We start from the raw sequence: 26,314 nt of genomic DNA on the forward strand, positions 1-26,314 counted from the left end.
AGGCGCTTAGCGCTGACCTACTAATTCTTTGGCGCGCTTTTTCATTTTTTGCGAGATACGGGTTCGTTTAAGGAGTGATAAATATTCAACGAATACTTTTCCTTGAAGGTGGTCTAACTCGTGCTGCAAGCACACTGCCAACAAACCATCGGCTGCTATTTCAAACTCTTTGCCGTTAATGTCTAAAGCCTTCACGCGAATTTCTGCTCGCCTTTCTACTTCGTCATAAAACTCAGGCACAGATAAACAACCCTCACGCCAAGATTTTGTTTCCGCACTTGACCAAACAATCTCTGGATTAATAAACACCATCAATTCATTTTGCTCATCTGAAACATCAATCACCACAATGCGCTCATGAATATCAACCTGTGTCGCAGCCAAGCCAACGCCAGGCGCGTTATACATTGTGTCGGCCATATCGGCGACTATTTTTTTAATATGAGCATCTACCTGCGCAACTGGTTGTGCAACCTTGTGCAGACGGCGGTCTGGATAGCAAAGGACGTTTAATAAAGCCATATAAGAATTATCCAACAGAGCTATCCGTCTGTCCTGATTGCGCCAATTTCCCTGCGGAACAAAATTGGTTGATGCAATCATCGCCACCCGCAAACCCCAAAATTCGCGTTGATGTTGGCAGCGGCCACTATCCTCGCCGTCTCTACGATTTATTTGACCCCCAAGATCGCTCTATATATATGCGAATAAGGCGCTGCTGGAAATGCCCATGATTGCTATTGTCGGCTCCAGAAACGCCAGCCCAGAGGGCCTAAAAAATGTCCGCTGGTTGGCTCAAGGACTTTCAAAAGCCGGCGTCCTCATTGTGTCTGGCATAGCAAAGGGGGTAGATAGCGCGGCGCATCACGCCGCCCTAGCGCTTGGCCCTGGGCACTTCACTGCTGCAGTGTTAGGAACCGGTCTAGACCTTGTTTATCAACACCAGAATCTTGGCCTCTCCCAAGCTATTGGACAGAATGGGCTTTTAATTACTGAGCTGCCACTAGGAGCTGGGCCTAAAGCATAGCGCTTTCCAAGGCGGAATCGCATCATTGCAGCCCTGGCGCTGGGTGTTTTGGTGGTTGAGGCAGCGGAAAAATCAGGCTCGCTGATTACAGCCAAACTGGCGGCAGACCTAGGAAGAGAGGTTTTTGCCATCCCAGGACCAATCCAAAACCCAAATTCGGCTGGTTGCCACCTACTCATTCAACAGGGCGAAAAACTGGCATTTAGGCCAAACGATGTGTTGGAAGAGCTTCTTATTTACCCAAAAACCCACTTTAAATAGCTTTAAATGGAGGTTGAACTCTAAAAATGGGCATTACCCCGCATCAAAAATAGGCCAGAAATAGGGGTTTTTGGACTTTTCCTCATTGATCGGTTAATAATAAAAAGGGTGTGCAATTGAGTGGGCTCTATTTTGGTTTACATTGGCCCTCCGTTTTACACCTTAAAAACACCATTTCTAGCTCAAATTTAGGCAAAACGCGTGGCAACTAAAGCAACTACCAAAAAAAGCGGCTCAAAAACAACCGCCGGGGACCACCCAAAAGCGCTCATCATTGCAGAGAAGCCTTCTGTTGCGAATGATATTGCCAAGGCCTTGGGTGGCTTTACAAAGTATGAGGATTATTTTGAGAGCGATGACTTTCTAATTTCTTCCGCGGTTGGCCACTTATTGGAAATTGCTGCCCCAGAAGAGTTTGACGTCAAGCGCGGTAAATGGTCTTTCGCTAATTTACCAGCAGTGCCTCCTTATTTTGATTTACGCCCAATTGCGAAAACTGAATCGCGCTTGAAGGTTTTACAAAAACTCATTAAACGTAAAGATGTCACCGCACTCATTAATGCATGCGACGCAGGGCGCGAAGGGGAGCTCATTTTCCGCTTGATTGCGCAACACGCAAAAGCATCGCAATCAATTAAGCGCCTATGGCTCCAATCAATGACACCAGCGGCCATTCGCGAGGGCTTCGCCAACTTACGAACCGATGAAGATATGCAGCCCCTTGCTGATGCAGCGCGCTGTCGCTCTGAGGCAGACTGGCTAGTCGGTATCAATGGTACGCGTGCCATGACTGCATTTAATAGCAAAAGCGGTGGCTTCTTTTTAACTACTGTTGGCCGTGTGCAAACTCCAACACTTTCCATTGTGGTGGAACGCGAAGAGTTGATTCGCAAGTTCATTTCCAAAGACTACTGGGAAGTCAAGGCGGAGTTCATTGCTGCTGCCGGTGTGTATGAGGGCCGTTGGTTTGATCCTAAATTTAAAAAGGATGCTGCCGAACCAGATGCGCGTGAGAACCGCTTGTGGAGCGAAGCAGCAGCCCAAAGCATTGTGGCAGCATGTCGCGGTAAAAAGGCAAATGTCACGGAAGAAGCAAAGCCCGCTACGCAACTTGCTCCGCAGTTATTTGATCTCACCAGTTTACAGCGCGAAGCAAACGCACGCTTTGGCTTTTCCGCAAAAAATACTTTGGGTCTCGCGCAAGCCTTATACGAGCGCCACAAAGTATTAATGTATCCACGTACCGATGCAAAAACGCTTCCTGAGGACTATCTCGATACAGTTAAACAAACCATGGAAAACCTTGCTGAGCATTCACAAGACTACCGCGGCTTTGCTAAACAAATTTTGCAAGGCGATCCTAAGGATCCAAAGACAAAAGCGGGTTATGGCTGGATTAAGCCCAACAAACGCATTTTCGATAATTCCAAAATTTCTGATCACTTTGCGATCATTCCAACCCTAGAAACGCCTAAGATCCTAAGCGAGCCTGAGGCGAAGCTCTACGATTTGGTGGTCCGTCGTTTCTTGGCCGTGTTTTATCCTGCCGCGGAATTCCGCGTCACCACTCGCATCACTGAGGCATCCGGACACCACTTCAAAACTGAAGGACGCGTGCTCGTAAACCCCGGCTGGCTAACTGTTTATGGCAAATCCAATCAAGCGGATGATGAACTAGTGCCCGTTCAAGAAGATGAAGCGGTTCAAAATGAATCTATCGCTGCAGTGCCTTTAAAAACCAAGCCGCCCGCTCGCTACACCGAAGCGACATTGCTCTCCGCAATGGAAAACGCCGGCAAATGGGTTGATGATGATGAGATGCGTGAAGTCATGGCTGAAAAAGGCCTAGGCACTCCTGCGACACGCGCTGCCATTATTGAAGGCTTGCTTGCTGAAAAATACATCGTGCGTGAAGCTCATGAACTGATTCCGACTGCGAAAGCATTTCAGTTAATGACTTTATTGCGCGGTCTAGATGTTGAAGAATTAACTCGCCCCGATTTAACCGGCAGCTGGGAAAACAAACTTTCCTTGATTGAGCTGGGCAAGATGAATCGCGATACCTTCATGCAAGAGATTGCGCAAATGACTCAGCGCATTGTGAAACGCGCCAAAGAATACGATAGCGATACCATTCCGGGCGACTATGCCACTATGGCCACGCCATGCCCGCACTGTAAGGGTCCGGTAAAAGAAAACTATCGTCGTTTCGCCTGTGAAAAATGTGGTTTTACTATCAGCAAGACACCAGGTGGGCGCGCATTTGAATACCACGAAGTAGAAGAATTATTGCGTGAAAAAACGATTGGTCCCTTGCCAGGATTCCGCAGCAAAATGGGAAGACCATTTGCGGCGATTATTAAGTTAAACGAAATTCCAGAGGACGATAGAGATTACCCAAATGCTGGTTTCAAACTCGAGTTTGATTTTAGCAATACCCAAGATGATGAAACCGAAGCGGTTGATTTCACTAATCGTCAAGCATTAGGCGTTTGCCCAAAATGCTCTGACGCAGTCTATGAAGATGGTATGCGCTATGTTTGCGAAAACAATACTGGCCCTAGCAAATCATGTGATTTCAAAACTGGGAAAGTGGTTTTACAACAAGAAGTGTCGCCAGAACAAATTCAGAAATTGCTGAAAGAGGGCAAAACCGATCTTTTGGCGAACTTTAAGTCAAACCGTACTGGGCGTGGGTTTAAGGCCTATTTGGCCTTAGATTCAGCAGGCAAAATTGGTTTTGAATTTGAAGCAAAAGCGCCAAAAGCTGCAGGTGCTGCTAAAGCTACAGCAAAGAAACGGGCAGGCGCAAGTGCGGCAACCAAATCCGCAGCAAAACCTAAACGCGCAAGCAAAGCAAAGTCATCCTCTAGCAGTTGAGCTGTAATCAGCTTGGCCGCTAGAGCAGACCACAACATCCCTCTCGACCCCAGAGCGATCGCTAAAAATATTCCTGGGAGTTGAGTGAGCGCGCCAATAATTGGTAAACGATCTCCAGCCACGCAACGAACGCCAACAAATTCTCCGGCTTTCGTTAGCGAGTGAAGATCGCCTTCTGGATAATTCACCAAACCCCTTGCTTGTTCTCGATTGAAATCATCGCTTGCTTCTCTTGGGACAAGATCATCTTCACCCTCATCAAAACTGGAGCCCACAATCCATTGATAACTACCGTCTTCCAGCCGCTTTGCGGGCAAGCAATACCCATCACCGGACATACCAACCCTAGGTAATTTTTTCGCCCAAGGATCATTCTCTTGAACCGAAAAAATACTGAGTTGGCCGCGTACGGGCTTTAAAGGTAGGCGTACATCAATAGAGGTAAGCAAGGCTTTAGCCTCCATGGCGCACGCTACAACCACCTTATCAGCAGAAGCGATCAATTGGTTTGTGCCATCAAATAGATGCCATGTGTCGCCCGCTTTTTCCAAGCGCGCTATACGTGTGTTCCAGATGCAAGTCAGCTGATTGTGAGTTTGTAATAAGCTCTTACTTGTTTCATGCAAATTTAGACAGGCGCCGCGCGGCAACCAAACTCCACTTTGTTTAACTCCAAAAACACGATCAGCCTCTTGAGCGTCCATAGCAATTGCCATATCCTCGGCAAGCTCAAGAGAACGCAGATGCTCCACCATTTGCGCGCGATCAAATGCTTTATCTTTTTTGGTCGGCTGAAATATTCCATGTTGTCGCCAAACGCTTTTCCAGCGAACCTCGGCAAGCAAAAAAGCAATTCTCGTTAAACGCAATAAACGGGGAGAGCCCTTGCCAATATGAGGGTGCGCAATCGCGTAAGCATGGCTAGAACAGGCGGCGGCTGGGGATGCGGCGGCATCAATAACGCAAACCACCTTGCCGCGCTCAAGCAACTCATTTGCAATGGTTGCTCCGCAAATGCCTGCCCCAATCACCACTATTTCATGATGTTGGGGTTTGGTCATTGAAAAAATCTAAATGCAACGTTTGGTGTTACTAAAGGCTTGTGGGCATTAAGCATTCAAACGTTGCTCAATCTTAGAGCGGGTTTCTTTCAGCTCTTTTGGCAAACGATCGCCAAGATGTTCGAACAACTCTGTATGGAGCTTCAGCTCCTTCTTCCAGTCCTCAACTGCTACGTGGATTGCTTTTGAAAACTTCTCCGCAGAATATTCGAGACCATTCCAATACATGTCGCTATGCTCTGGGCAAATGCCGAACGGCGTTTCTTTGCCTTTGGCTTTTCCTTCAGCGCGCCCCAAAATCCAAGAAAGAACGCGCATATTTTCACCAAAACCAGGCCATACGAACTGGCCGTTTTCATCCTTGCGGAACCAATTCACGCAATAGATCTTCGGCAATACCGCACCCTCGGCTTCAAGCTTCTCACCAATGTTGAGCCAGTGCTGGAAATAGTCACTCATGTTGTAACCAGCGAATGCAATCATTGCAAATGGGTCGCGACGCACAACACCAATCTGTCCTGTAATAGCCGCAGTGGTTTCTGAGCCCAAGGTTGCGGCCATGTACACGCCCTCAACCCAATCACGCGCTTCGCTAACCAAAGGCACTGTGTTTGAACGACGGCCACCAAACAAGAAGGCGTCAATTGGAACGCCAGCAGGATCATCCCAGTTTGGATCCACTGCTGGGTTGTTGGTTGCAGCCACTGTGAAGCGTGAATTAGGGTGTGCGGCTTTGCGGCCAGCGGCCCCATCAGCAGGAGTCCAGTCTTTACCTTGCCAGTCGATCAAATGTGCTGGTGGAGTTTCTGTCAAACCCTCCCACCAAACATCGCCATCATCAGTTAAACCAACGTTAGTGAAGATCACATCTTGATTCAATGAATCAATACAGTTCTGATTTGTTTGGCGGTTAGTGCCCGGAGCAACACCGAAATAACCAGATTCAGGGTTGATCGCGAATAAACGGGTTTTACCAGTAACAGGGTCTTTGCGTGGCTTGATCCAAGCAATGTCATCACCAATCGTTGTTACCTTCCAACCATCAAATCCCTTAGGAGGAATCATCATAGAGAAGTTGGTTTTGCCACAAGCAGATGGGAATGCAGCCGCAATGTGGTATTTCTTACCTTCAGGTGAAGTCACACCCAAGATCAACATATGCTCAGCCAACCAGCCCTGCTCGCGACCCATATTGGATGCAATGCGCAAAGCGAAACATTTTTTACCCAACAAAGCATTGCCGCCATAGCCTGAGCCAAAAGACCAGATCTCACGTGTTTCTGTGTAATGAACAATGTATTTGTTTTTATTGTTAGGCCATGCCATATCCTTTTCGCCAGCAGCCAAAGGCTTGCCAACCGTGTGGATACAAGGAACAAACTCGCCGTCTGCACCAAGCTGATCAATCACTGCTTTGCCCATACGAGTCATCAGGCGCATATTGATCGCAACATATGGGCTATCAGACAACTGAACACCAATGTGCGCAATTGGTGAACCAATTGGGCCCATTGAAAAAGGCACAACATACATTGTTCTGCCACGCATGCACCCATCAAATAACGGGTTCAATGTTGCGCGCATTGCGCTTGGCTCAACCCAATTATTGGTTGGACCAGCATCTTCTTTCTTTGCTGAACAAATAAATGTCCGGTCTTCAACACGCGCAACATCTTCAGGGTCGGATAGGGCCAAAAATGAGTTTTTACGCTTAGCGGGATTAAGGCGCTTAAAAACGCCGGCCTTTACCAATAACTCACAAAGCTCATCGTACTCAGCCTGCGAACCATCGCACCAACGGATGGCATCAGGTTGAGTTAGGGCGGCAACTTCGCCAACCCATGCAATTAAACGCTTGTTTTTTACGTAGGCTGGCGCATTTACATTAATTTGGCCGCTAGTAGTTGAGGTCATATGTTTCCCTATGAAGATTGAATTTTTTAATCAAGCAATTTTAACATTTTGGTCACATTTGCGGAGTACGCCCTACACCGCACAAACCTTTTACTTGCCAATACAGAACTGGCTAAAGATTTTTCCCAAAAGGTCGTCTGGAAGCAGTTTTCCGGTAATCTCGCCTAGATGTTTTTGAGCTAAAGATAGCTCTTCTGCAAACAATTCAAGCGAATTGTTGCCATTTACAGCGAATTGTTCTGATTTTTCAATATGTTCAGACGCCCGCTCTATGCAGTCTAAATGCCGCCTGCGGGCCAAAATTGCACCTTCTTGGAGGCCGTCCCAGCCCACGGTTTCCAAAATTCTCCGTTTTAGCTGGTCAATGCCCATCCCTGTTTTGGCAGAAATCAAAAGAGCTTCGCTGGACCCACTCTTATGGGGGTCTTGTAGCAAATCAACCTTATTAATCACCTCAAGAACGGCGCACTTAGGGGGCAATTCTTGCAAAATCTGGGCTTTTAGATCATCTGGTTGATCGCTCGACTGTGCATCGGTTAAAAAAATCACCAAATCAGCCAAACGAATCGAATCCCAAGATCTTTCAATTCCTTTTGCTTCAACTAGGTCAGCGGTGTCTCGTAGACCGGCGGTATCAATGATGTGCATCGGCACGCCATCAATGGTGATACTTTCTTTTACCCGATCACGCGTTGTTCCCGCAATAGGAGTGACAATAGCGACCTCTTCGCCAGCCAATCGGTTTAATAAAGAGCTTTTCCCAACATTGGGTGCGCCAGCCAGAACTAGTTGAATCCCATTGCGCAAAATTTTTCCCTGCTTGGCGCCAGCACGCAAAGTATTGAGCTTTTCTTTTACAGCCGCCAGGCGCTGACGCGCTTGTGCATTCTCCAAAAACTCAATCTCTTCCTCTGGAAAGTCTAGGGTCGATTCAACCAAAATTCTGAGTTGAGTAATTTCTTCAATTAAGTTGTTGATGTCGTCAGAAAAAGCGCCCTGCAGGGAGCGTGCGGCTCCACGCACAGCGGCTTCACTCTGCGCATCAATCAGATCGGCAATCGCCTCTGCCTGCGTTAGGTCAATTTTGCCGTTTAAGTAAGCGCGCAGAGTAAATTCACCAGGCTCCGCAATTACTAGGCCTTCGGCTTTTCCCAGCGCAAGGCAACGCTTTACCACCAACTCAAGCAATTCGGGACCACCATGACATTGAAGCTCTAAAACATCCTCACCAGTAAAAGACGCTGGCCCAGCAAAATAAATCGCAATCAGTTGATCAATCGCGTGGCCATGCTCATCAAAAAGCGTTAATAGATTGGCCTGCCTTGGAGAGAGTTTTTTTTGAAAAAGCGCGCTTGCGAGAGCGATCAAATTTTGACCGCTGATGCGCACAACCCCAACTCCAGCCCTGCCTGGCGCAGTGGCAACAGCAATGATGGGTAATTTTCTCGTCATCATTGCTGCCTGTTATTACAAAGTTTTTTTATACAGCTCGCGAATTACTTAGCGGGCTTTTGTCCAAACATTTGGTTGATCTGCCACTGCTGTGCAATTGAAAGCAAGTTGTTCACAACCCAATATAAAACCAAGCCCGCTGGGAAGAAGAAGAACATGACCGAGAAAACAATTGGCATGTACATCATCACTTTCGCCTGAATTGGATCTGGTGGTGTTGGGTTCAACTTGGTTTGCACGAACATGGAAACGGCCATGATGACCGGAAGGATGTAATACGGATCAGGCACTGAAAGATCATGAATCCACAAAATCCATGGGGCGCCACGCATTTCAACCGAAGACAATAAGACCCAATACAAAGAAATAAATACCGGGATCTGAATGACGACCGGCAAGCAACCGCCCAATGGGTTGATCTTCTCCTTGCGGTACAGCTCCATCATGGCTTGATTGAGTTTTTGTGGCTCACCCTTGTACTGTTCTTTCATGTCAACCAAACGCGGTTGCACCTCTTTCATGCGAGCCATTGATTTGTAGCTTGCGGCCGACAAAGGGAAGAACATCAACTTAATCAAGATGGTTAGGAGAATGATGGACAACCCCCAGTTGCCAATGTAGGAGTGGATGTTATCCAAAAGCCAGAAAATGGGTTTGGCCAAAATAGTTAAGTAGCCATAATCTTTGAGCAACTCAAAACCAGGCGCGATCGTTTCTAAAACACGCTCTTCTTGTGGGCCAACAAATAGCTTGGCTTTTTCAACCACCGTAGAGCCTGAAGCAATAACACCGAGCGGTGTTTGCATGCCAATTCGATATAAGCCATTATCAATTCTGCCTGCGTAAATATCGCGCGCATCTTTATCGCCTGGAATCCATGCGCTTGCAAAATAGTGTTGAACCATTGCAATCCATGCTGGCTCACCAGCAGCCACTTGAGTTGGGATGGTGATTTTGTTTTTATCAATCGATGTGAACTCGAGCTTATTGAACTTTTCCTTATCGGTATAGGCCGCAGGACCGGTGAAGGTGCTAGCTGAGAAAGCGCCGCCAAATGGGCCGATTTTTTGTTTTTGTGATGCGTCACGTACGATCTCTGTATAGAGAACCAGTGGATTTGAATTGTTCGCTGATTGGGTAATGCGATGCCCAACATCCACAACATAGCTACCTGGGTTTAGGATGAATGTCTTTTCGAGCTTTACGCCATTGCGCTCACTAGCAAAAACAGCAAACGGTCTGCCTGAACCATCTTTGCCAGACTGAATCAATTTGAAGGCGCTGGTATGGTTTGGAAGATCATTGTTGTTTAATGCAATTAAACCTGAACGAGCAAAATACTTGTGTGTAGGTGTGTACTGAAATAGTTCAACCGGCTTGTTTTCAGCAGTTAAAGATTTCAACAACTTTGCGTCGATTACATTTGCGCCACTTGCACTAATTTCCAGCACTAAAACATCGTTTTGTAGTGTGAACCGTTCTGCGCTTTCAATCGCGCCACCATTAACCACTGGTGTTGCGGCAACCGCGGGTGAGCCAGAGATTTGCGCAGGAACGTCAATCTTGTTGTTGGCGGCTGTTTTATCTGCAGCAACCGGTGCGCTTGCTGTGGTGCCACCAAACAAAGATGGCTTTCCTTCATGAACCTGCCAATTGTTGTAGAGCATCAAACCCGACATCGAGAATACTGCCCAAAGAATTGTTTTTTTAAAGTCCATTTACATTCACTTAAGTTGGTGTTGTGTATCTTTTAAAGCAGGGTCATATCCGCCATGCGTCCATGGGTTGCAGCGCAAAATGCGCCACATCATTAAGCCAAAGCCTTTCATAAAGCCGTAATAGCTAAAGCAGTCACAAGCATATTGCGAACAACTAGGTACGTATTTACAGTGCATACCCAAGTATGGGCTAAGAGTTAGTTGATAAACTTTGACCAACTTGATTGCAGCATTATTTAAAACGCGCACCCTTAAATCAACCCTGAAATTTGAGAGAGTAGCATTTCTTTTTCTTTTTTCCGAAGCCTGCCCCGCGTCTCGCGACCAATTGGCTTTTTGAGCTTAACCACAACATCTTTATTTAAGGCGTTGGCTTGGGCTGCCCAAACTAATTCGCGAATCATCCGCTTGAGGCGGTTTCGGTCAACCGCTCTTTTGGCTAGCTTCTTTGCTACCGCCACACCCAAATCGGGATTAGCGCCTTCTTGGGCGGGTGCAGCATACACACCCCAATACAAACTTGTCTTTGGGCATATTTTTAGTAATTCAGAAATCCTTGCGCTATTCAATGACTAAATTAAACAGCCAAACGCTTGCGGCCCTTTTCGCGACGTGCGTTCAATGCGGCGCGTCCGCTTTTGGTTTTCATACGAATACGAAAGCCGTGAGTGCGCTTACGACGGGTTACTGAGGGTTGGTAAGTTCTTTTCATGATCGATCCCTGGAAAACCAAGTATTTTCCTTGTTGCAGAGCAAAAGGTCAATCCATTTTGATGAATATGTAGGTGTTTTTCTCTATTTTTCCTTAAATGTATCTTAAATCATTAATTTCAATAGAGAATTTTTGATTATTCACAAGTTATACACAGCTTTTCCACGTTTTTGTGGCTTGTGGATAACTTTGGAGGATCGCTACAATGGATCCTCCAAAAATATGAGCAACCTACACAATCCCCCCGCCTTGAATTCAATTACCCCACTGGGGTTTTGGGATGATGCTATCAGCATTTTATCCCGCGAACTGTCTCCCCAACAGTTTAAAACATGGATTCAACCATTAACCCTATTATCTTTTATTGAAAGTGATCACTCACTAATAATAGGAGCGCCAAATCGATTTAAGTTGGATTGGATTAAAAAAACGTTTTCCGACCGATTTCAGGAGTTGGCCTCCCAATATTTTGGTCGCCCCATAAATGTTAGTTTTGCGCTTGCGGCGGAGGCCAAACCAACAATAAATACAAAAACGCTAGCCGAAGAGTTACCGCAAAATACCACAACCCCTGCAACTTTGGAGCCGGTAATTTCCGTTGAAGAAGGGGGGTTTGAAATAGAGGATCACTCAAAATTAAATCCAAACTTAACTTTTGAGACCTTTGTTACCGGAAAAGCCAATCAACTAGCTAGGGCGGCCTCAATTCAGGTTGCCAACAATCCAGGCACATCCTATAACCCTATGTTTTTATACGGCGGGGTTGGTTTAGGGAAAACCCATTTAATTCATGCGATTGGCAATCACCTTCTTAAGGACAAGCCCAATGCCCGCATTCGCTATATTCATGCGGAGCAATATGTCTCTGATGTAGTGCGCGCCTACCAGCAAAAGGCTTTTGACCGCTTTAAGCGCTACTACCACTCTCTCGACCTTCTATTAATTGATGATATTCAGTTTTTTAGCGGCAAATCGAGAACTCAAGAGGAGTTTTTTTATGCTTTTGAGGCCCTGTTAAGCAACAAATCTCAAGTCATCATTACTAGTGATACTTATCCCAAAGAAATGGCTGGAATTGATGACCGCCTGATCTCACGTTTTGATTCTGGATTAACGGTCGCAATTGAGCCGCCAGAACTGGAAATGCGGGTAGCAATTTTGATGAAGAAGGCAATTAGTGAGGGCATCCCTATGAGTGAAGATGTCGCCTTCTTTGTAGCCAAACACCTCCGCTCCAATGTTCGGGAGCTTGAGGGCGCCCTAAGGAAGATTTTAGCTTTTGTGCGTTTTCATGGGCGCGAAGTCACTATTGAGGTTGCCAGGACGGCCCTCAAAGACCTGCTTTCTATTCAAAATCGTCAAATCTCGGTTGAAAACATTCAAAAAGCGGTTGCTGATTTTTATAGCATTAAGGTTGCCGACATGTATTCCAAAAAACGTCCGGCCAATATCGCCAGACCACGTCAAATTGCAATGTTTATGGCTAAAGAGTTAACTCAAAAGAGTTTACCGGAGATTGGTGAGTTATTTGGCGGTCGAGATCACACAACCGTTTTGCATGCCGTTCGCAAGATTGCAGACGAGCGAGCCCATGACAGCCAGCTAAATCATGAGATTCATGTGATTGAACAAACCTTAAAGACTTAATTTGTGTTTGTGGATAACCCAAGGGATAAGTTTGGGGATTGGTTGTGGATAAAGTGTGGAAAGACTCCGCTTCATGCAAAAATAGGGTGTTGATAAAAAGTTATCCCCGTTTTATGCAGTCCTTATACAAAAGTTTTCCACAGGTTTTTTATCGTTTAAGATGTTATTTTATAAAGGTTTTTTGACTTATCCACAGAATTTCAATCCATTATTACTATTATTACTAATATACAAGGATTTAAAAGTAATGCAACTCATTAACACTTCACGCGATCACTTACTAAAACCCCTTCAGGTTGTTAGTGGAATTGTTGAACGTAGACACACACTCCCAATCTTGACAAATCTTTTGTTTAAAAAGATTGGTGAAAAAGTTTCTTTCATCTCCACTGATATTGAAATTCAAATTACAACCAACGCTAACTTTGGTGTTGGTGCGGAGGATGTCACGACGACCGTAGCCGCAAGAAAATTACTGGATATTTTGCGCGCCCTACCAGATGGACCGGTATCTTTGAGTTTAAAAGATAACAAAATGGTGATGCAGAATGGTAAAAGTCGTTTTTCATTACAGACACTTGCCGCAACCGAGTTTCCCGTAATGCAGAGTGTTGGTGAAGTTACTGCCGCATGGAAGATGTCTCAAAAAAGCTTCCGTCAACTCATTAGCCAAGTACATTTTTCGATGGCGCAACAAGATATTCGTTATTACCTGAACGGCATGTTGTTAGTGATTGAGGGTAAAGAGGTTGTTGCGGTTGCAACCGATGGTCATCGTCTTGCTTATTCACAAGTTGAGCTGGCGGAAGCACCCTCAGGATCCGGTCAGAAGCAGGAAATTATTATTCCACGCAAAACCATCTTAGAGTGTCAACACTTACTTGAAGACTCTGATGAGCCTCTTGAGATCAGCATGACTGCAAATCAAGTGAAGTTTTCTTTTTGGGATATTGAGTTAATCTCAAAATTAGTTGAAGGTAAGTTTCCAGATTTCCAGAGAGTTATTCCAAAAGGACAAAAAAATTCCTTAGTGGTTGGACGCGATGCGTTGCAATCAGCACTTCAACGGGCCGCCATTCTAACTACGGACAAATTTAAAGGTGTTCGCTTTTCCTTATCCCCTGATCGCATCACAATTCAATCCACCAATGCTGAGCAAGAAGAGGCGCAAGAAGAGATTGAAACTGAATACGCAGGAGATGCTGTGGAGATCGGGTTTAACGTGAGTTACTTACTTGACGTTTTATCAAACCTAAAGAATGAAAAAATTCAAATGAGTTTGGGTGATGCAAACAGCAGTGCTGTGATTACTCTGCCTGGCTCAGAGAGCTTTAAGTATGTTGTGATGCCAATGCGTATTTAACTTAAAAAAATGACTGAAGAAAAAAAAGTAGTAGAGCAGTACGGCGCTGCATCGATTCAAATCCTAGAGGGTCTTGAAGCTGTTCGTAAACGTCCTGGTATGTACATCGGGGACACGTCTGATGGAACAGGTCTACATCACCTCGTTTTTGAGGTTTTAGATAACTCCATTGATGAGGCGTTGGCAGGTTATTGTTCTGAAATTACGGTAGTTCTTCAAACCGATAACTCAATTTCTATTGTTGATAATGGTCGCGGTGTCCCTACTGGAATTAAATACGACGACAAACACGAGCCAAAAAGAAGTGCTGCTGAAATCGTCATGACTGAGTTGCATGCTGGTGGTAAGTTTGACCAAAACAGCTATAAAGTTTCAGGTGGTCTGCATGGTGTGGGCGTTAGTTGCGTAAACGCATTGTCTAAATGGTTAAAACTAACCATTCGTCGCGATGGCAAAACCCACCGTATGGAGTTTGCGCGTGGCGCTATTCAAAATCGTAACGTTGTAGATGAAAACGGTGTGTTGGTTTCTCCAATCACCGTTACAGGGGACACGGAACTTTCAGGAACCGAAGTGCACTTTCTGGCGGATGAGGAAATCTTTGGGAACATAGAGTTCCATTATGAGATTTTGGTTAAACGTATTCGCGAGCTCTCATTCTTAAATAATGGTGTACACATCAAACTCATCGACCAGCGCACTGGTCAAGAAGAGGATTTTGCTTTCTCTGGTGGTGTAAGGGGATTTGTTGAGTACATCAACCAAACTAAAAATGTTTTACACCCTAATATTTTGTATGCTGAAGGCTTTCGGCCATCTGATCTTGGTGGTCAAATTACCGCTGAAGTTTCTATGCAGTGGAATGATAGTTTTAGCGAACAAGTACTTTGTTTTACTAATAACATTCCACAGCGCGATGGCGGAACACACTTAACTGGTTTGCGCGTAGCAATGACTCGTGTCATCAATAAATACATTGATGAAAATGAGGTTGCTAAAAAGGCAAAAGTAGAAATTTCTGGCGATGATATGCGTGAAGGCTTGGCGTGTGTTTTGTCTGTGAAAGTTCCCGAGCCAAAGTTCTCCAGTCAAACCAAAGATAAATTGGTTTCTAGTGAAGTTCGTGGACCCGTAGAAGAAATTGTTGCCGAAGCTTTGAGTGCTTACTTACAGGAACGCCCTGCAGACGCAAAGATTCTTTGCGGCAAGATTGTTGATGCGGCGCGCGCTCGAGAGGCGGCGCGTAAGGCACGCGATATGACGCGTCGTAAAGGCGCTTTAGATGGTTTGGGTTTACCTGGGAAGTTAGCTGATTGCCAAGAGAAAGACCCATCAAAATCTGAATTGTTTATTGTCGAGGGCGATTCCGCGGGCGGTTCTGCTAAGCAGGGCCGCAATCGTCGCTTTCAAGCCATTCTTCCTTTAAAAGGGAAGATTCTGAACGTTGAAAAAGCGCGTTTTGACAAAATGCTTACCAGCCAAGAGGTAGTCACCTTAATTACCGTTTTAGGTACGGGTATTGGCATTGAGGAATATAAAGCGGACAAACTTCGCTATCACCGCATCATTATCATGACCGACGCGGACGTGGACGGCAGTCACATTCGTACATTGCTATTAACTTTCTTCTATAGACAGATGCCAGAGTTGATCGAGCGTGGCCACATTTATATTGCTCAACCACCGCTTTACAAGGTGAAGTTTGGCAAGAGTGAGCAATACATTAAAGATGACAATGAGTTAAATCAATTGTTATTAAAAATCGCATTAGAAACCGCATCTTTACAAACGCCTGCAGGTGAAATTATTGAAGGTGCAGCGCTGAATGAGTTGGCAAAACACTATCAGGCGATTCAATCAATCGTTGATCGCCTATCCCGAACCATGGATGAAGATGCGCTTCGCGCAATCGCCTCTGGCACATCATTAAATTTGGATACAGAAAAGTCGGCGCATGAATCCGCAGCGCGTCTCAGGCAGGCGCTTTCCGATTCATTAAACCCGTTGGCAGCGCCACCGGAAACTATTGTGCAAAAAGAAGATCGCACTGAGCGCTTCCGCTTGCTGATCTCCCGTCGCATCCATGGAAACCTAAAACTGTCTTCCATCAATTCAGATTTTGTGCAGGGCGATGACTATCAAAGTCTTGCCAATGCCGCTGCGGTTTTATCTGGCAAGGTTGTTCCAGGCTCTAAAGTGCGTCGTGGCGACCCAGATAAAAATCAAAAAGAACAAACCATTGGCGACTTCATGGCTGCTTTTGCATGGTTGCTATCTGAGGCGGAGCGAGTATTAAGTCGTCAGCGCTACAAAGGTCTTGGTGAGATGAATTCATCACAGCTATGGGAAACCACCATGGACGCAAACTCAAGAACGCTTTTGCAGGTGAAGATTGAAGACGCAATTGCTGCCGATCAAGTGTTTACAACGCTAATGGGTGATGAGGTTGAGCCTCGTCGCGCGTTTATTGAAAAGAATGCGCTTATTGCGCGCAACCTAGACGTTTAAATATGGCATCTCAAAAATTGAAACCACCAAAGGTGGATCGATCCTCTATTGTTGTGAAATCTTCACCGATTCATGGCAAAGGCGTTTTTGTTGTTAAACCTATTAAAAAAGGCCAGGCAATTATTGAATATAAGGGCGAGCGCATTAGTTGGAAGTTGGCTAAAAAACGGCATCCGCACGACCTCAAAGACCCCAATCACACCTTTTACTTTTCATTAGAAGATGGGCGAGTAATTGACGCCAATCATGGTGGCAATGCGGCGCGCTGGATTAATCACTCTTGCGAACCAAGTTGTGAAACTCGCGAAGATAATTTTGAAGGTGAGCCAAGGGTCTTTATTTACGCCAAGCGCGCCCTTAAAGTGGGAGAGGAGTTGTTTTATGACTACTCGCTGGATATCGAGGGCAAGATCACCAAGCAGATGAAAAAAGATTATGAGTGTCGTTGCGGCGCCAAGAAATGTCGTGACACCATGCTTGCAGGCAAATGAATTAAATAAACCCCATATGTTGTTTGTAACAATCCAAGAGCTAGAGGCCGCCATTAACTATTGGCGTAGTCAGTCACCATCGGCAGGTGATGAGTTGCGCCTTTGCCCAGAAGCTTCTGCGCTTGCAAAACTTTACGCATTGATGATTGTTCAGGGTCCCCAACGGGTGCCGGTAGATGTGTTGGATGATTTGGCTCGCTCAGCCATTCAACAATTTCAAAAAATCTCGTAAATATTTTTTGTGTCCCTGCGCCAAGATTTTTAGGGTTATTGCTATATATATGGCAAACCAATCTTGGAGTATTCTCATATTTTTGCTCCCAAGTATGGGGTAGAGGGTATGAGATTGCACGAAACAATATTAAAAACAATTGGATTGGGCAAATCCTTCAAAGGGTTTTCTGCGGTCACCGATGTGAATTTAGATGTCACCCGGGGAACCATTCACGCCTTAATTGGTCCGAATGGGGCGGGCAAGACCACATCTTTAATTTATTAACCAAGTTTTTGGTGACCAGTAGCGGCCAAATTTTGTTTACTGGTTTTGATATCACCAATGAGGCAGCCGCACAGATTGCCCGGCGCGGTGTTATTCGCTCTTTTCAGATTTCAGTAGTGTTCCCACATTTGACGGTTTTGGAGAATGTTCGTGTTGCACTACAGCGAGGATTGGGCACCGAATTGTACTGTTGGAAATCAGGAAACTCTCTAAACGTGCTCAATGAACGAGCTTTAGAGCTTTTGCATGATGTTGGCCTCGAGGATTTCGCTCATGAGGAAACCTTGAATTTAGCTTAAGGCCGCAAAAGAGCCCTAGAAATAGCCACTACATTGGCTATGGAGCCAGAGTTTATGCTTCTGGATGAGCCAACCCAAGGTATTGGTCGCGAAGATGTAGAGCGTGTAACAGAGTCGATTGATCGCGTCGCTAAGGGTCGCACGATTTTGATGGTTGAACACAATATGAAGGTGGTTGCTTCGATTGCCGATCGAATAACTGTGTTGCAGCGAGGCTCCATTTTGGCTGAGGGCTATTATAACGAGTTTTCTAATAACCCACTCGTTGTTGAGGCTTACATGGGTAGCCATGGGGGAGACAACCTATGAGCACCATGGCATTATAGGTTAAGAATCTAGAGTCTTGGTATGGCGAGACTAATATTTTGCACGGCGTTAATTTTGCGGTTCGTGATGCCGAGGTGGTTACCTGGCTTGATAGAAATGTTGCTGGACGCAGCAACATTTTAACAACCATTCTGGGGTTAACTAGTAAACGAACGGGTTCAGTAGAGATCTATGGCGCAGAGACCATCTCAATGCCCACCTACAAAATTGCTCGCTTTGGCGTGGGTTTTTTCCCGAAGAGCGCGGAATCTTTGCTAGCTTAAGCACCGAAGAAAATTGACTGTTACTGCCGGAAATAGCTCCTGTCGGCATGGGTTTGGATGAGATTTATGAAATGTTCCAAAACCTGTATGAAAGAAGAAATAGTCCAGGCACGCGTTTATCTGGCGGAGAGCAGCAGATGCTAGCAACGGCGCGAATCTTAAGGACTAGTGCCAAATTATTATTGCTCGATGAGATTACCGAAGGTTTGGCCCCCGTGATTGTGCAGAAGTTAGATGAAGTGGTTACCAGCTTACGTAATAAGGGCTTCACCATTGTTTTGGTCTAGCAAAATTTCCGTTTTGCGGCATCCTTGACTGAGCGTCATTATGTGGTGGAGCATGGAAATGTAGTTGAGGTTGTGAATCAGAATGAGCTTGCTGAAAAGGAGGCCTTATTCAACGAGTATCTTGGTGTTTAGTGGATTTCTATAGGAGACGGTAATGAAGTTAAAGCAAATAACTGCGTGTCTGGTTGCGGCGGCCATATTTTTTTCCAATCCAGCATTTGCGCAAAACGCACTGAAAGTTAGTGGCGATGTTATTAAGATTGGCGTGTTGACCGATCTTTCATCAACCTATTCTGACATGGCTGGTTCTGGCGCGGTCATTGCGGCAAAGATGGCGATTGCCGATTTTTCTAAAGACGGCACTGTGATTGGAAAAAAGATCGAGCTAGTTAGTGCTGATCACCAAAATAAGGCTGATATCACAGCCAACAAGGCACGCGAGTGGTATGACAAAGATGGCGTAGATGTGATTGTTGAGTTGGTATCAACCAACGTTGCTTTGGCTGTAATGGAAGTGGCCGAACAAAAGAACAAGATTACTTTGGTTTCTGGTGCAGCCTCTTTGCCAATTACCAATGAAAAATGTACCGCTACTAACGTGCATTGGACTTATGACACGTATGCGCTTTCCAAATGGCACCGCTAAGGCTGTTGTAAAGCAGGGCAAGAAAAATTGGTACTTCATTACTGCTGACTATGCTTTCGGTGCAGCTTTAGAGCAAGACGCAACCAACGTTGTTAATGCAAACGGCGGCAAAGTATTGGGAACTAGTAAACACCCGTTTCCAAACGGCGACTTTTCTTCTTATCTTTTGAAGGCTCAAGCAAACGGCGCGGATGTGGTTGCTTTAGCTAATGCTGGTCAAGACACTATTAACAGTGTTAAGAAAGCCTCCGAGTTTGGCATCAACAAAACACAAACCGTTGTTCCCCTGCTAATGTTTATGACTGATGTTCACTCTTTGGGTTTCAGTGCCGCACAAGGCATATGCCTTACAGAAGGTTTCTATTGGGACAAGGATGAAAAGACCCGCGCTTGTGCGAAGCGCTTCATTTTGCAACACAAGCGTATGCCATCTAGCGTTCAGGCCGGCGTTTACTCGTCTGTTCTCGCCTACTTAAATGATGTACAAAAGGCCGGCACTGATGACACTCAAGCGATTATGAAAGCCTTGAAGTCCACTAATATTGATGACGGCCTCTTCAATGGCAAGATTCGTGCTGACGGCAAATTTGAGCATGATATGTATTTGTTGGAAGTGAAGAAGCCATCTGATTCTAAGAGCCCATGGGATTATTACAACGTCAAGGCGGTGATTCCTGCTGCTGAAGCGACTCAACCAGTTTCATTGTCACGATGCAAGCTGGTTACTAACAATTAATTGATCTCTATCTCGTATGTTTGCACTTCTTGGAATTACCCCTCAAGAGCTGGTAGCCCAGCTCTTGGTGGGGCTTATTAATGGCTCGTTTTATGCCATTTTGAGTTTGGGGCTGGCCATTATTTTGGCCTTCTCAACATTATTAATTTTGCACATGGTGCGCAATACACCATGGGTGCGTTTCTTGCCTGGATTGGTTTAACTCAGATTAGCCCATGTAACTCAGATTAGCCAATGGCTGGGATTCCCCGCGTTATCAATTAATTATTGGTTTGCCCTCATTGTCGTGCCCTTGGTTTTGGCTGGGTTTGGTCTGATCCTTGAGCGGACAATGTTGCGACGCCTGTATCACCTTGATCACCTATATGGCCTTTGGTTGACATTTGGTTTGGCGCTCATTGTTGAGGGCATGTTCCGCCATGGGTATGGAATTTCTGGTGAGAGCTATCCAGCCCCAGAGATTTTGCAAGGAGCAATTCCATTGGAATCGATTGGCATTATTTTGCCAAAGTACCGCGTTTGGGTGGTTGTGATTTCTTTGGTGGTTTGTTTTTCAACTTGGTACGTCGTCGAAAGAACAAAATTAGGCGCTTATTTGCGCGCTGGAACTGAAAACCCTAAGTTGCTTCAAGCTTTCGGCATTAACGTTCCTTTCATGATTTCTTTGGCTTATGCCTATGGCGTTGGCCTAGCTGGTTTTGCTGGCGTCTTGGCTGCTCCGATTTTCCAAGTACACCCTTTAATGGGCTCAAACCTCATCGTCGTTGTTTTTGTGGTTGTGGTGATTGGGGGCATGGAATCTATCATGGGCGCTATTTTGACTGGCCTGGGTTTAGGCTTGGTTGAGGGCCTCACCAAGGTCTTGTACCCAGAGGCTTCTGGCGTTGTACTGTTCGTCATCATGACAATTGTTTTGTTGATTCGTCCTGCTGGACTATTTGGGCGGGAGAAATAAATATGAATCCAAAAACAAAACTACTCTACGGAATTTTGGTTCTCATCGCCCTACTATTGCCGTTCCAATATTTTACTTATTTGATATTCGACATGAAGGTGTTGTGTTTTGCGCTTTTTGCCTGCGCATTTAATTTGCTGTTGGGGTTTACGGGCCTCCTTTCCTTTGGTCATGCTGCTTTTTTTGGAACCGCCGCCTACATTACTGCGTACTTTTTTAAAGAGGCTGGCCTCTTCCCTGAGCTCGGAATGATTCTGGGTGTTTTAGATTCCGGAGTGCTGGGTTTTTTTGATTGGCTCATTGGCTATTCGCAGGCAGGGTATCTATTTCGCAATGGTGACACTCGCCCTGTCGCAGATGGTTTACTTCCTGGCGGTTCAATTTGGGCGGTGAAGATCGCATTCAGGGTGTGCCTCGTGGAATGTTGTTGGGTTTTATTGGCCTCAAGGATGATGTTGCGATGTACTACTTTGTGCTCGCCATTTTCTTGTTTGGTTTTGCGTTGATCATGCGCGCAGTTCACTCTCCGTTGGGGCAGGTGCTTAAGGCTGTTCGTGAGAACGAGCCTCTCGCAATTTCATTGGGTTATGACGTAGATCGATTTAAGCTGATGTCTTTTGTCATCTCTGCCGCCCTTTCTGGCTTGGCTGGCTAAATGCAATCTTTGGTATTCCAGTTGGCCACACTAACTGATGTTCACTGGCATATGTCTGGTGAAGTGGTGTTGATGACTTTGTTGGGTGGTATGAGAACTATTCTTGGCCCAGTAGTAGGCGCAGGAATCGTTGTTGGTCTGCAAAACTATTGAGCCAATATTGGCTCTTGGAGTACGATTGCAACCTGCTTTATTTTTTGTTTTATCTGTGTTTTGGCTTTCCGTTGTGGCGTTGTAGGTGAAGTTGCCGCACTCTTCAAAACCAAAAACTAGTTTTTGGTTTTTCCTTTTATTATTTGGTTTTAGTGTGGCGTCCATTTTTAATGGCGCCGCACTCATTTAAGAGGCTCTCATCGAATTTTCAATTTATATTTGGCCATTGTTGTTGGCGATGGCTTTTTTTTCCGGCTTGGTTGATGCGGTTGCTGGCGGCGGCGGTCTAATACAGGTGCCCGCTTTATTTGCCGCTTATCCAGATGCGCCGCCTGCGACGCTGCTTTCAACAAATAAAGTTTCTGCGGTTGGGGGAACTCTAAATGCCGCAAGAAACTATTTGCGCCATGTGTCTTTGCCGTGGACAATCGTTTTGCCGGCAATTGTGGCTGGTTTTATCGGGTCCCTCCTTGGCGCAAATGCAGTTAGCAATTTTCCGGCTGAGCCCTTGCGCAAGGCTTTGCCTTTTGTGTTGTTATTTCTGATGCTGTATACCTGGTTTCAGAAGTCGCTTGGTGAAGCGCATACACCAAAAGCAATGGGCCGCTTTCAACAGCTTAAGGGTGTAATTCTAGGACTAACAATTGGTTTTTATGATGGTTTCTTTGGTCCCGGTACGGGGAGTTTTTTGCTTTTTGGGTTTGTACGTTTTTTTGGCTTTGATTTCTTACATGCCTCTGCCGCAACAAAACTGGTGAATGTCGCAACGAATCTAGCGGCAATTTTGATGTTGGCCAGTCTTGGGCAAATCAATTGGACGCTGGGCTGTGCCATGATGATTGCCAATATTGCTGGTAGTCAGTGTGGCAGCCGACTCGCAATTAAGCATGGCAGCGCCTTTGTCAGAAAGGCTTTTTTGCTTATTATGACCATTCTGATATTGAAATCAGCCTGGAATGCTTATTTCATTAATTAAATCAATGGCTTAGAAATTACCGATCTCTTTTCTGAGGTTTTTGATGATTGTTGTTTCACGTGAAACAAACAAAATGCTATGATCATCGCCTTATCTAAGGTAAATCATGCGTTATTCCAAAAGTTTCGATGTCATTGTGGTTGGTGGCGGTCACGCTGGGACCGAGGCCGCCCTTGCGTCGACGCGCATGGGTTGTGACACCCTCTTAATTACCCATAGCATTGAAAATCTAGGTGCCATGAGTTGCAATCCCTCGATTGGTGGGATTGGTAAAGGCCACTTGGTAAAGGAGATTGATGCGATGGGTGGCGCTATGGCTGCCGCTGCCGATGAAGCTGGTATTCAGTTCCGAATCCTCAATTCCAGCAAAGGCCCTGCTGTGCGCGCAACTCGCGCCCAAGGCGATCGAGTTCTATATAAGGCCGCTATTCGCCGTCGCTTAGAAAATCAACCCAATTTAACCCTGTTCCAGGCCGCAGTTGACGATCTATTGGTTAAAGGCGATGAGGTCCAGGGCGTGGTTACACAAATGGGCCTGGAGTTTATGGCTAAAAAAATAGTGCTGACAGCAGGCACCTTTTTAGACGGCAAGATTCACGTAGGCTTAAATAATTATGCTGGTGGGCGCGCTGGTGATCCAGCGGCCGTTTCCCTGTCTGCCAGATTAAAAGAGTTGAAGCTCCCTCAGGGAAGATTAAAAACGGGTACTCCCCCGCGCATTGATGGCAGAACAATTGATTTCTCAGTCATGTTGGAGCAGCCCGGGGATGTAGACCCTGTGCCAGTGTTCTCTTATTTTGGCCGTCCAGAGCAGCACCCCAAGCAAGTCCCTTGCTGGATTTCGCATACAAACGAGCGAACCCATGACATTATTCGGGGTGGTTTAGATCGTTCGCCGATGTATACAGGCGTTATTGAGGGGGTCGGCCCGCGCTATTGCCCTTCTATTGAAGACAAAATACATCGCTTTGCCTCAAGAAATAGCCATCAAATCTTCTTGGAACCTGAGGGGCTCACAACAAATGAGTTTTACCCTAATGGCATTTCTACTAGCCTACCCTTCGATGTTCAGTGGGACTTGGTTCGCAGTATTCGAGGCATGGAAGCGGCAGTGATTGTGCGCCCTGGCTATGCCATTGAATATGACTTCTTTGACCCGCGCCAGCTGCGCCATAGTCTAGAGACAAAAGTTATTGGCGGCTTATATTTTGCGGGGCAAATTAATGGCACCACAGGCTATGAAGAGGCTGCGGCGCAGGGAATGCTGGCTGGAATTAATGCTGGCTTAGCCGCCAAAGGGAAAGAGCCTTGGTTGCCCAAGCGTAGCGAGTCCTATATTGGCGTTCTCGTTGATGACCTAATTACCCGTGGAGTTCAGGAGCCTTATCGCATGTTTACCAGCAGGGCTGAATATCGCCTGAGCTTGCGTGAGGATAATGCGGATATGCGCCTAACTACTATTGGCCGAGAGTTGGGATTGGTTGACGATTATCGCTGGGAAGTGTTTTGTAGAAAACAAGAGGGTGTTTCACGTGAAACATCTCGTTTACAAAATATTTGGGTGGGGCCTAAGAGTGAGGCCGCCCCTTTTGTTTCCCAATTATTGGGGCAGGACATTTCTCATGAGTGTAGTTTGGCTGAGCTTTTAAGGCGCCCCGGCGTTACTTATGAGGCAATTACTAGTCTGTATAATGGAATATGGGCCCCAGAGTCTTTGGATGAAGATTTTGGACTGGCCTCTCAAATAAGTGACCAAGTAGAGATTTCTGTGAAATATCAGGGCTACATTGATCGCCAGACGACCGAAATTGCTCGTCAAGAGCATAACGAGACCTGTCCACTGTCAGAGTCGCTCGACTATTCACAGGTTGTTGGTTTATCTAAGGAGGTCCAACAAAAACTCAACCTGCATAAGCCCACAACATTGGGTCAGGCTGGCCGAATTTCAGGTGTAACGCCTGCTGCCATTTCCCTATTGTTGGTGCACCTTAAAAAAGGCTTGGGTCGAACCCAAGAGGCCCATGAATGAGGATTTGCTGGCGCTAGGTATAAAAGAGCTTTGTCTGGAATTGAGCCCAGCCAACATTGCCGATTTGGAGCTATTTTTGCAGGAGATGGGGCGCTGGAATCAGATTCATAACCTCACAGCTATTGAGGGTGAGGAAGAGTCTGTGCGCTTACATCTGATTGATTCCATTGCGGTTTTGCCGGTATTGAGGCGCTTTTTAAAAGCCCCTTCCCCGCGAATTGCAGATCTTGGTTCGGGGGGTGGTTTGCCGGCGATCCCGATTGCGATTATTCAGTCTGATTGGCGGCTCTCCCTGATTGAGGCGGTTCGAAAGAAAACCGCTTTCTTACAGCACGTGCGTGGAAAGCTAAAGTTAAACCACATTGAAGTATTAAGTGCAAGAGTTGAAAATGTTGCGGTGCATCAACCCGGTCAGTTTGATGCGGTGATTTCCAGAGCATTTACTAATCTTGCCCGTTTTCTGGAGCTCTCACTACCTTTTTTAAAACTAGATGGACTGGTATTTGCGATGAAGGGTAAGCGCGCCGATGAAGAAATGCGGGATGTTTGCATGGATGATTGGTGCTTAGTCGCTGATGAACCCCTTCGTATTCCGAATTTAGCGGTCGAGAGACGCCTTTTGGTGTTGGCCCCCGTGAGAAAATCCTTTCTCACCTTTTAAGTAAAACCAAAAGTAGCCATGGCAAAAATTTTCTGCATTGCAAATCAAAAAGGTGGGGTTGGTAAGACCACTACAGCCGTTAATTTGGCAGCGGGATTGGCCGGGCTAAAGCAGCGTGTTTTATTGGTTGATTTAGACCCCCAGGGCAATGCAACGATGGGTTCAGGCGTTGAAAAAGCCGATCTACATACCAGCGTATATCAGGTGTTGATTGGCATGGCATCTGTTAAAGAGTGTGCACAGCGTTGTGAAAGCTCTGGCTATGACGTGTTGCCTGCGAATCGTGATTTGGCGGGCGCTGAAATTGAGTTGGTGGATTTAGATGTGCGCGAAGTCCGTTTGAAGAATGCGCTTGCGCAAGCGGCGAATGATTACGATTTTATTTTGATTGATTGCCCACCCGCCTTATCTTTGCTAACCCTTAATGGGTTGTGCGCAGCAAACGGCGTGATTGTCCCCATGCAGTGCGAATACTTTGCATTAGAAGGCTTAACCGATTTGGTGAATACCATCAAACAAGTGCATGCAAATTTAAATCCGGATTTAGTCATTATTGGTTTGCTGCGCGTGATGTTTGACGCGCGCATGACATTGCAACAACAGGTGTCTGATCAGTTGCTTGAGCACTTTGGCGATAAAGTCTTTAAGACTATTATTCCGCGGAATGTTCGCCTTGCAGAGGCCCCGTCTTACGGCCTTCCGGGGGTTGCGTTTGATAAGTCGTCGCGTGGTGCAAAAGCCTATTTGGAGTTTGGCGCCGAAATGGTTGAGGGCATCAAACACATGTAATTTGT

17 protein-coding genes and 7 pseudogenes are annotated in these 26,314 nt (G+C 45.9%); 16 read left to right on the forward strand and 8 right to left on the reverse strand.

Annotation, left to right across the window (positions count from 1 at the left end; genetic code table 11):
• Positions 1-6 precede the first annotated feature (6 nt).
• The gene (gene def / locus DXE35_RS08820) at positions 7-522 is read right to left on the reverse strand and encodes a peptide deformylase (RefSeq protein WP_197714063.1); all 516 of its coding nucleotides are present in this window, start codon (positions 520-522) and stop codon (positions 7-9) included.
• Between the two features lie 208 nt (positions 523-730).
• Here def and dprA point away from each other — a divergent pair.
• Together dprA and DXE35_RS08830 are read left to right on the forward strand one after the other, a co-directional pair.
• Positions 731-1,288: pseudogene (gene dprA / locus DXE35_RS10805) on the forward strand (DNA-processing protein DprA).
• A gap of 201 nt (positions 1,289-1,489) precedes the next feature.
• Entirely contained in the window at positions 1,490-4,168 is a 2,679-nt protein-coding gene (locus DXE35_RS08830; protein ID WP_114690279.1) for a DNA topoisomerase III, read from the forward strand.
• On the opposite strand, the pseudogene mnmC1 reads toward DXE35_RS08830, so the two are convergent.
• The 7 genes and pseudogenes from mnmC1 to rpmH form a co-directional block, all read right to left on the reverse strand.
• Positions 4,138-5,229 (reverse strand): annotated as a pseudogene (mnmC1, locus tag DXE35_RS10810) (FAD-dependent 5-carboxymethylaminomethyl-2-thiouridine(34) oxidoreductase MnmC1); the annotation flags it as partial. The gene DXE35_RS08830 and the pseudogene mnmC1 sit on opposite strands and share 31 nt — an antisense overlap.
• A gap of 48 nt (positions 5,230-5,277) precedes the next feature.
• Complete coding sequence (locus DXE35_RS08840) at positions 5,278-7,143, reverse strand: phosphoenolpyruvate carboxykinase (GTP) (protein ID WP_114690281.1); 1,866 nt, start codon at positions 7,141-7,143, stop codon at positions 5,278-5,280.
• Positions 7,144-7,233: 90 nt separating this feature from the next.
• Positions 7,234-8,595 (reverse strand): tRNA uridine-5-carboxymethylaminomethyl(34) synthesis GTPase MnmE, encoded by a 1,362-nt coding sequence (mnmE, locus tag DXE35_RS08845; RefSeq protein ID WP_162785012.1) that lies wholly within the window; start codon positions 8,593-8,595, stop codon positions 7,234-7,236.
• A 44-nt stretch (positions 8,596-8,639) separates the two neighbouring features.
• Positions 8,640-10,313 carry a membrane protein insertase YidC gene (gene yidC, locus DXE35_RS08850; RefSeq protein WP_114690283.1) on the reverse strand — a complete coding sequence of 558 codons (1,674 nt, stop codon included), beginning with the start codon at positions 10,311-10,313 and terminating at the stop codon, positions 8,640-8,642.
• 6 nt (positions 10,314-10,319) lie between these two features.
• Positions 10,320-10,562: a membrane protein insertion efficiency factor YidD gene (gene yidD / locus DXE35_RS08855; RefSeq protein WP_114690284.1), complete on the reverse strand. Its 243-nt coding sequence runs from the start codon at positions 10,560-10,562 to the stop codon at positions 10,320-10,322.
• A 2-nt stretch (positions 10,563-10,564) separates the two neighbouring features.
• Positions 10,565-10,819 carry a ribonuclease P protein component gene (gene rnpA, locus DXE35_RS08860; RefSeq protein WP_231970117.1) on the reverse strand — a complete coding sequence of 85 codons (255 nt, stop codon included), beginning with the start codon at positions 10,817-10,819 and terminating at the stop codon, positions 10,565-10,567.
• 71 nt (positions 10,820-10,890) lie between these two features.
• Complete coding sequence (gene rpmH, locus DXE35_RS08865) at positions 10,891-11,025, reverse strand: 50S ribosomal protein L34 (RefSeq protein WP_114690286.1); 135 nt, start codon at positions 11,023-11,025, stop codon at positions 10,891-10,893.
• A 222-nt stretch (positions 11,026-11,247) separates the two neighbouring features.
• Here rpmH and dnaA point away from each other — a divergent pair, with 222 nt between their 5' ends.
• The 14 genes and pseudogenes from dnaA to DXE35_RS08935 all read left to right on the forward strand — a co-directional run bounded on the left by dnaA (position 11,248) and on the right by DXE35_RS08935 (position 26,309).
• Complete coding sequence (dnaA, locus tag DXE35_RS08870) at positions 11,248-12,672, forward strand: chromosomal replication initiator protein DnaA (RefSeq protein ID WP_114690429.1); 1,425 nt, start codon at positions 11,248-11,250, stop codon at positions 12,670-12,672.
• Positions 12,673-12,919: 247 nt separating this feature from the next.
• The gene (dnaN, locus tag DXE35_RS08875; RefSeq protein WP_114690430.1) at positions 12,920-14,035 is read left to right on the forward strand and encodes a DNA polymerase III subunit beta; all 1,116 of its coding nucleotides are present in this window, start codon (positions 12,920-12,922) and stop codon (positions 14,033-14,035) included.
• A gap of 9 nt (positions 14,036-14,044) precedes the next feature.
• Positions 14,045-16,543, forward strand: coding sequence for a DNA topoisomerase (ATP-hydrolyzing) subunit B (gene gyrB / locus DXE35_RS08880; protein ID WP_114690287.1), 2,499 nt, complete (start codon positions 14,045-14,047; stop codon positions 16,541-16,543).
• 2 nt (positions 16,544-16,545) lie between these two features.
• The gene (locus tag DXE35_RS08885) at positions 16,546-17,034 is read left to right on the forward strand and encodes an SET domain-containing protein (protein WP_114690288.1); all 489 of its coding nucleotides are present in this window, start codon (positions 16,546-16,548) and stop codon (positions 17,032-17,034) included.
• A gap of 16 nt (positions 17,035-17,050) precedes the next feature.
• Positions 17,051-17,266: a DUF3717 domain-containing protein gene (locus tag DXE35_RS08890; protein ID WP_114690289.1), complete on the forward strand. Its 216-nt coding sequence runs from the start codon at positions 17,051-17,053 to the stop codon at positions 17,264-17,266.
• A gap of 108 nt (positions 17,267-17,374) precedes the next feature.
• Positions 17,375-18,141: pseudogene (locus DXE35_RS08895) on the forward strand (ABC transporter ATP-binding protein).
• A gap of 53 nt (positions 18,142-18,194) precedes the next feature.
• Positions 18,195-18,841: pseudogene (locus DXE35_RS08900) on the forward strand (ABC transporter ATP-binding protein).
• A gap of 22 nt (positions 18,842-18,863) precedes the next feature.
• Positions 18,864-20,091 (forward strand): annotated as a pseudogene (locus DXE35_RS11470) (ABC transporter substrate-binding protein).
• Positions 20,092-20,107: 16 nt separating this feature from the next.
• A pseudogene (locus DXE35_RS08910) lies at positions 20,108-21,046 on the forward strand (branched-chain amino acid ABC transporter permease).
• A 2-nt stretch (positions 21,047-21,048) separates the two neighbouring features.
• A pseudogene (locus DXE35_RS08915) lies at positions 21,049-21,974 on the forward strand (branched-chain amino acid ABC transporter permease).
• A gap of 118 nt (positions 21,975-22,092) precedes the next feature.
• On the forward strand, positions 22,093-22,830 hold the full coding sequence (locus tag DXE35_RS08920; RefSeq protein ID WP_114690431.1) for a sulfite exporter TauE/SafE family protein: 738 nt from the start codon (positions 22,093-22,095) through the stop codon (positions 22,828-22,830).
• Between the two features lie 106 nt (positions 22,831-22,936).
• Positions 22,937-24,859, forward strand: coding sequence for a tRNA uridine-5-carboxymethylaminomethyl(34) synthesis enzyme MnmG (gene mnmG / locus DXE35_RS08925; RefSeq protein ID WP_114690290.1), 1,923 nt, complete (start codon positions 22,937-22,939; stop codon positions 24,857-24,859).
• Positions 24,860-24,899: 40 nt separating this feature from the next.
• Positions 24,900-25,520 (forward strand): 16S rRNA (guanine(527)-N(7))-methyltransferase RsmG, encoded by a 621-nt coding sequence (gene rsmG, locus DXE35_RS08930; protein ID WP_231970118.1) that lies wholly within the window; start codon positions 24,900-24,902, stop codon positions 25,518-25,520.
• Positions 25,521-25,538: 18 nt separating this feature from the next.
• On the forward strand, positions 25,539-26,309 hold the full coding sequence (locus tag DXE35_RS08935) for a ParA family protein (RefSeq protein WP_114690292.1): 771 nt from the start codon (positions 25,539-25,541) through the stop codon (positions 26,307-26,309).
• Positions 26,310-26,314: the final 5 nt, after the last annotated feature.

The organism is Polynucleobacter necessarius, assembly GCF_900095215.1.
GTDB classification, from domain to species: Bacteria; Pseudomonadota; Gammaproteobacteria; order Burkholderiales; family Burkholderiaceae; genus Polynucleobacter; species Polynucleobacter necessarius_H.